General features: G+C 68.0%; 7 protein-coding genes. 5 read left to right on the top strand and 2 right to left on the bottom strand.

Going from position 1 to position 6694, the window contains the following annotated elements:
- The 5 genes from ON31_RS16480 to ON31_RS16460 all read left to right on the top strand — a co-directional run.
- Nucleotides 1–564 (top strand): DUF58 domain-containing protein (locus ON31_RS16480; protein ID WP_039814675.1); only part of this gene is annotated, 564 nt, incomplete at its 5' end.
- Entirely contained in the window at nt 561–1571 is a 1011-nt protein-coding gene (locus ON31_RS16475; RefSeq protein ID WP_029928681.1) for a VWA domain-containing protein, read from the top strand. The genes ON31_RS16480 and ON31_RS16475, both read left to right, overlap by 4 nt.
- Before the next feature lie 50 nt (nt 1572–1621).
- Entirely contained in the window at nt 1622–2338 is a 717-nt protein-coding gene (fabG1, locus tag ON31_RS16470; RefSeq protein ID WP_029928679.1) for a 3-oxoacyl-ACP reductase FabG1, read from the top strand.
- A 61-nt stretch (nt 2339–2399) separates the two neighbouring features.
- The gene (gene inhA / locus ON31_RS16465) at nt 2400–3236 is read left to right on the top strand and encodes an NADH-dependent enoyl-ACP reductase InhA (RefSeq protein ID WP_029928678.1); all 837 of its coding nucleotides are present in this window, start codon (nt 2400–2402) and stop codon (nt 3234–3236) included.
- Between the two features lie 103 nt (nt 3237–3339).
- Entirely contained in the window at nt 3340–4317 is a 978-nt protein-coding gene (locus ON31_RS16460; protein WP_370450513.1) for a ferrochelatase, read from the top strand.
- Nucleotides 4318–4392: 75 nt separating this feature from the next.
- Here ON31_RS16460 and ON31_RS16455 read toward each other — a convergent pair whose 3' ends face one another.
- Together ON31_RS16455 and ON31_RS16450 are read right to left on the bottom strand one after the other, a co-directional pair.
- Entirely contained in the window at nt 4393–5544 is a 1152-nt protein-coding gene (locus tag ON31_RS16455; RefSeq protein WP_081592505.1) for a DUF5925 domain-containing protein, read from the bottom strand.
- A gap of 68 nt (nt 5545–5612) precedes the next feature.
- A complete protein-coding gene (locus ON31_RS16450; RefSeq protein WP_051037362.1) occupies nt 5613–6434 on the bottom strand; it encodes a thioesterase family protein in 822 nt (273 codons plus the stop codon).
- Between the last annotated feature and the right edge of the window lie 260 nt (nt 6435–6694).

Below are 6694 nucleotides of genomic sequence, written 5' to 3'. Positions count from 1 at the left end.
AACCGGATCGGCGCGGTGGTCGCCAACGGCGAGCGGCTCATTCGAATTCCCGCCCGTACCGGGCGCATTCACGCGCAATCCATGCTGCGCACCATCGCCACCACCCCGCACGCCCGCGACGGCGTGCGCGGTGATCTGCGCGGCGCCATCGAGTCGTTGCGCCGCCCGCAGCGCAAACGCGGTCTGGCCGTGGTGATCTCGGACTTCCTCGGCGATATCGACTGGCAGCGCAGCTTGCGCGCCATTTCGGCCCGCCACGATCTGCTCGGGGTCGAGATTCTCGATCCGCGCGATCTGGAACTGCCGGATATCGGCGATGTGGTGCTGCACGATCCGGAGACCGGGCGCACCCGCGAATTCAGCGTGACTCCCACACTGCGCGCCGACTACGCGCGCGCCGCGCACCGGCACCGTCAACAGGTCGAGGCGGCGCTGCGCGGCTGCGGCGCCCCGGTGATGCCGCTGCGCACCGATCGGGACTGGATCGCCGATGTGGTCCGGTTCGTGTCCACCCGGCGCCATACCTTCGGCGCCCCGAATTCCGGGCGGGTGCCGCGCCAGTGACCTTCTCACTCTCGAATTTCGAACATATCGGCTGGCTGTTCTTCCTCCTCGTGGTGGCGGCGTTCGCGCTGGGCTATGTGGTGGCGCAGCGGCGGCGGCAACGCCATCTCATGAACTTCTCCAATATGGAGATGCTGGAGAAGGTCGCGCCCAAACGGCCCGGGATCGGGCGACATGTACCGATCGCGTTACTGCTGGTCGGCCTGACGGCGCTGACCGTCGCGGCGGCCGGACCCACCGCGGCGCAGAAGGTGCCGCGCAACCGGGCGACCGTGGTGCTGGTCATGGACGTCTCGCTGTCCATGGAGGCCACCGACGTGCCGCCGAGCCGCCTCCAGGTGGCGCAGCAGGCGGCCAAGGAGTTCGCCGACGGCCTCACCCCCGGCATCAATCTGGGCCTGGTGACCTTCGCCGGTACCGCCTCGGTGCAGATGCAGCCCACCACCAAGCGCGAGGCGGTGAAGGCCGCCATCGACAACATCAAGCTGTCCGAGCGCACCGCTACCGGCGAGGGCATCCTCACCGCACTGCAATCCATCGACACGCTGGGGGCGGTGCTGGGCGGTGCGGAAACACCGCCGCCCGCGCGGATCGTGCTCATGTCCGACGGCAAGCAGACCGTGCCCGACGACAAGGACGTCGACAATCCCCGGCATGCCTTCACCGCGGCGCGGCTGGCCAAGGAGAAGGGCGTGCCGGTCTCGACCATCTCCTTCGGCACCACCTGGGGCACGGTCGAGATCCCGGACCAGGACGGTACGGGCGCACAGCGGGTGCGGGTGCCCGTGGACGACGATTCGCTGCACGAGATCGCCACGCTGTCGGGCGGCGAGTTCTACTCCGCGTCCAGCCTGGAGGAACTGAACCAGGTGTACGACACCCTGGAGCAGCAGATCGGCTACGAGATGACCATGGGCGATGCCAGCCGACCGTGGCTGATCCTCGGCATGCTGGTGACCGCCGCCGGCGTGGTGACGGCTCTGGTCTATCGTCAGCGCCTGCCGTAATTCGCCTACCGCGCGCCGAGCCATCACTACGAACAGATAGGTTGACTCATATGTCGAACTTCACTTCCCGGTCGGTACTGGTGACCGGCGGTAACCGCGGCATCGGACTCGCGGTCGCCCAGCGTCTGCTCGCCGACGGCCACAAGGTGGCCGTCACGCATCGTGGGTCGGGGGTGCCGGAGGGTCTCTTCGGCGTGAAATGCGATGTGACCGACAGTGAGTCGGTGGACGCCGCCTTCACCGAGGTGGAACAGCATCAGGGTCCGGTGGAGGTGCTGGTCGCGAATGCCGGCATCACCGACGACACGCTGCTCATGCGCATGAGCGAGGAACAGTTCACCCGCGTCATCGACGCCAACCTCACCGGTGCGTTCCGCTGTGCCAAGCGCGCGAATCGCGCCATGCTGCGGGCCAAGTGGGGGCGGATGATCTTCCTGGGGTCCGTGGTCGGCATGGCCGGTCAGGCCGGTCAGATCAACTACGCCTCGTCCAAGGCGGGCGTCATCGGTCTGGCGCGGTCGGTCACCCGTGAGCTGGGTTCGCGCAGCATCACCGCGAACGTCGTCGCGCCCGGGTTCATCGAGACCGATATGACCTCGGAGCTGCCGGACGATCTGCGGGATATGGCGAAGAAGTTCATTCCGCTCCAGCGTCTCGGCCAGCCCGAGGATGTGGCCGCGGTGGTGAGCTTCCTGGCCTCCGAGGATTCGCGCTACGTCTCCGGCGCCGTCATCCCCGTCGACGGCGGCATGGGTATGGGCCACTGAGCCTGCCCCTTCCGATCCCACAGGCCCGCAATACTTGTCAACGAGGAGAACCGACCAACCCATGAGTGGACTGCTCGCCGGAAAAACCGTCCTCATCACCGGCATCATCACCGATTCGTCGATCGCCTTCCACGCGGCCCGGGTCGCGCAGGAACAGGGCGCGAAGGTGATCATCACCGGTATCCCGGAGCGACTGCGGCTGATCGACCGCATCGCCAAGCGCCTGCCGCAGGAGGTGCCCCCGGCCATCGGCCTCGATGTCACCGACGAGGTGAATCTGGCCGACCTGCCCGCCAAGCTGCGCGAACTGGCTCCCGAGGGCATCGACGGCGTGCTGCACTCCATCGCGTTCGCGCCCAAGACCCTCATGGGTCCGGAAGCCGTGCCGTTCCTGCAGGGCCCCGGCCCGGACGCGGCCAAGGCATTCGAGATCTCGGCCTGGAGCTACGCCTCCCTGGCCCGCGCCGTGCTGCCGGTCATGAACGAGGGCGGCTCCATCGTGGGCATGGACTTCGATCCGCGCACCGCCATGCCGTACTACAACTGGATGGGCGTGGCCAAGGCCGCGCTCGAATCGGTGAACCGGTATGTGGCGCGAGAAGTGGGCGAGGCCAAGCGGATTCGCTCCAACCTCATCGCCGCGGGCCCGATCAAGACCCTGGCCGCCAAGGCCATCGCGGGCACCGCCACCGATGACGCCAAGCAGTTGAACATGCTCAACACCTACTGGGACGGCGCCTCGCCCATCGGCTGGGACGTCGACGATCCGACCGTGGTCGCCAAGTCCATCGCGGCGCTGCTCTCGGACTGGCTGCCCGGCACCACCGGCTCCATCATCTACGTGGACGGCGGCGCGTCGCACAACACCTGGTTCCCGGAGAACGGTTTCGGCGACTAGTCCGCAGTGCGATAGGCGAGATTGCGATAGGCGAGGAGGATCCGTGGCTGTCGACGCACTGCTACTGCTGTCCTTCGGCGGCCCGGAGCGCCCCGAGGACGTGATGCCGTTTCTGGAGAACGTCACTCGGGGCAGGGGAGTGCCACCCGAACGCCTCGCCGAAGTCGCCGAGCACTATATGCACTTCGGCGGAGTGTCGCCGATCAATGCGCTCAATCGCGACATGATCAAGGCGATCGAGGCCGAGTTCGCCACGCGCGGTATCGAACTGCCGGTGTATTTCGGCAATCGGAACTGGCATCCGATGGTCGAGGAGACCGTGGAGCGCATGCGCGCCGACGGTGTCCGGTCGGCGCTGGTCTTCCCCACCTCCGCATGGGGCGGGTATTCCGGGTGCCGTCAGTATCACGAGGACATCGCGCGGGCGCGGGCGGCGGTGGCCGATGCGCCGCAGCTGGTGAAACTGCGTCAGTTCTTCGACCATCCGCTGTTCATCGCGGCCGTCGCCGACGGAATTCGCGCGGCGCTGGGCGCATTGCCGGACGATCGGCGGGATCGGGCGCGGCTGGTGTTCACCGCGCATTCCATTCCGGTCTCGGCCGACAATGCCTCCGGTCCGCCGGGGGAGAGCGGCCTCTACAGCGCGCAGGTCGCCGAGGCGGCGCGGCTGGCGGCGGCGGCCGTCGGCATCGACGAATTCGATGTGGTGTGGCAGTCGCGGTCCGGGCCGCCGCAGGTGCCGTGGCTGGAGCCGGATATCGTCGATCACCTCGATGCGCTGCACGAACGCGGGGTGAACGCGGTGGTGGTGTGCCCGGTGGGGTTCGTGTCCGATCACCTCGAGGTGATCTGGGATCTGGACAATGAGGCCAAGGCGCGCGCGGACGAATATGGTATGGCGTTCGCACGGGCCGCCACACCCGGTACCGATCCGCGCTTCGCGGAAATGGTCGCCGCCCTGGTGGAGGAGTACCGGAGTGGGGCCGAGCCCGTGCGTTCGAGCGTGATGACCGCCCTGGGCTGCACTACGAACGGCGCACCGTGCGTTCCCGGCTGTTGTGAGCCGCCCGCGCGCCGCTGAACGGTACAGGCGTTCGCGGCGTCGTGCCACGATCGGCGCGGCGGGTGGGCCGACAGTCGGAAGATCAACACCTGCTCACAGGTAGCCGCCCGCCGAGGGGGCTGTGGGAACGGCCTGAATGCGATCCGTATCGTCGCGTGCGGCAATGAGTTCCGCGAGGGTCATGCCGTCGGTGCCGACCACCGGCCGCGGGCGGTCACCGAGTTCGCGCGCCAGCCACGCGGTGGCCTCCGCGAACCCGAGCGGGCCGACCTCCAGCTGGGCCAGGCATCGACCCGGCCGCACCACGGCCGGGTGCAGGCGGGACAGGTTCTCGTTGGTGGTGATCGCCACCAGCACATCGCGGCCCTGTCCGAGCATGCCGTCGGTCAGGTTCAGCAGCCGCGACAGTCCCTGTCCGGTGGTCTCCTTCGCGGAGCCGCGGATCAGCTCGTCGCAGTCCTCGAGGACGAGCAACCGCCAGCGCCGCTTGTTCTCGTCGTAGGTGTCCACGCCGATGGCGACCTCCATCAGGTAGCCCGGATTGGAGAACAGCACCTCGGGGTCGAGCACGCAGTCCACCTGGCACCAGTCCGCCCACTCCCGCGCCAACGCCCGCAGCGCGGACGTCTTCCCGGTTCCGGGCGGCCCGTGCAGCAGCAACAGCCGCCCGCTGACCTCCTCGGCCCGCAGCGCCATCAGTCGGCCCAGTGCGGCCGCGACATCGGCGCTGTAGTTGCGATCGACCTCCGCCCACGCGTCGGCGGTGATGGTGCGCTCCCGCCGCTGCGGCCCATGAGCGCCGTTGTGCCAGAAGCCCATCGACACCCGGCTCGCATCCGGCTCCGGCTCGACGGTGGCGTCGGCGCTGCACGCCGCGATGACCGCACGCGCCAGTTCCGCGCTGCTGGCACACACATCCAGCGACGCACTCCCGGTCTTGCGCCGCACCACCCGCAGCGTCCACCCCGTCCCGACCGACAGCACCGCCTCGGTGCCGTCGTCATCACTGGTCCGCAGCACCCGCGCATCCTCGGGCCGCAACGGCGCATCCGGCTTCACATGCTCCAACTGCACCGACACCGCATGCGGCTGCTCCCCACCGAGAAACGGCGCCAGCCCCAACGCGTCGATCACATCGCGGGGCGAATCGGAATCATCGAGATTCATCACCCACGAGAGCGCATCGGCCACCGACCCGGCGTTCTCCACCCGATCGATCAACCGAAGACGTTCCTGCGGATTCATGGTCACCCGACGATGATCCGCACAGACCGACATCGGGTCCACCGAATTTCGGAAATTCGTCCGGTAACTCAGTGCAGGGTCGGGGCCGGGATGGATCTGGATTCGGCGAAGGCGGCCATGTCGACCTGGCGGCGGGCGTTCGAGATGCCGGTGATGACGGCTGTGCCCAGGGGGCCGTGGCGGTCGTACATGGTGGCGGTGGCGACGACGATGCCGTTGGCCGAAACATGGTCGCGGGCTTGGAGCCCCACCTCATGGCCTTCGGGGAGGCGGGCGAGGGTGACGGTCACATCACTGTTGATATAGCCGACGCCGTCGGTGCCCCAGTTGCATACCAGGTTGGTGGCGTCGCCGACGAAGGCGGCGCGTTGGAACGGGGAAATGGGCTCGCCGTCGACCAGGGCGGGGAGGTTGTGCCAGACGCTCTTGCGGTCGCTGTTGCGGCCGGAGGCGAAATCGCCGGTCCAGTCGGCGGATCCGGATTTGAACAGCGGGGGATCGCCGTGCTCACCCGCCAGCCGTCGCGCCGGAACCGGCAGATCCCGCAACGGTTCCCACACCTGTCCGGGCGGCGGCTCGGTGACCGCCAGGTACATCACGCTCGCCCGTGCGTGTACGGTGCCGTGCTGCACGATCGACGTATCGACCACCCGCACCCGATTCCCGTCGCGCACGACCTCGGCGTGCACGTCGATCGGCTCGTTGAGCACCGGGCGGAAAAGATCCGCGGTGAACCGCGTCGGAAGGAACCCCGCCGGAGCATGAAACTCGGCTTCGCGGGCCAGCAGCCCACACACCGCCGTCCCGGCCAACTGTCGAGCGGACCACGCGCTCTCCGCCATCTCGGTGGCACGATAACGCCCGTCGACCACGGTGAAGAACGCCGTCATCCGCTCAACTCCTTCTACTGGCAAACCTTATGTATTAGAACATGTTGCAGAGCGGGGGTTCGTGGGTGGTTCGCGCCTACCGAGGCCGGGAACAAGGTAGGGTTCGGGCAGGCATATCGCCCACGCTCGGTCCGCCATCCGCGGCGAGCAACTCTCTTTCCCGGTCGTTCACCAGCGCCGGACGCTTTCTTCTCTCCCTCGATCGGCCGCTGAGCGGTCACGCCGCGCCATCGTGGGCCATTTGCTGCCACAGAACGGAG

This window comes from Nocardia otitidiscaviarum NBRC 14405, assembly GCF_000308635.1.
Taxonomy (GTDB): Bacteria; Actinomycetota; Actinomycetes; order Mycobacteriales; family Mycobacteriaceae; genus Nocardia; species Nocardia otitidiscaviarum.
Note: the sequence above shows the minus strand (reverse complement) of the source record. Positions and strands in the feature narration are given on the sequence as shown.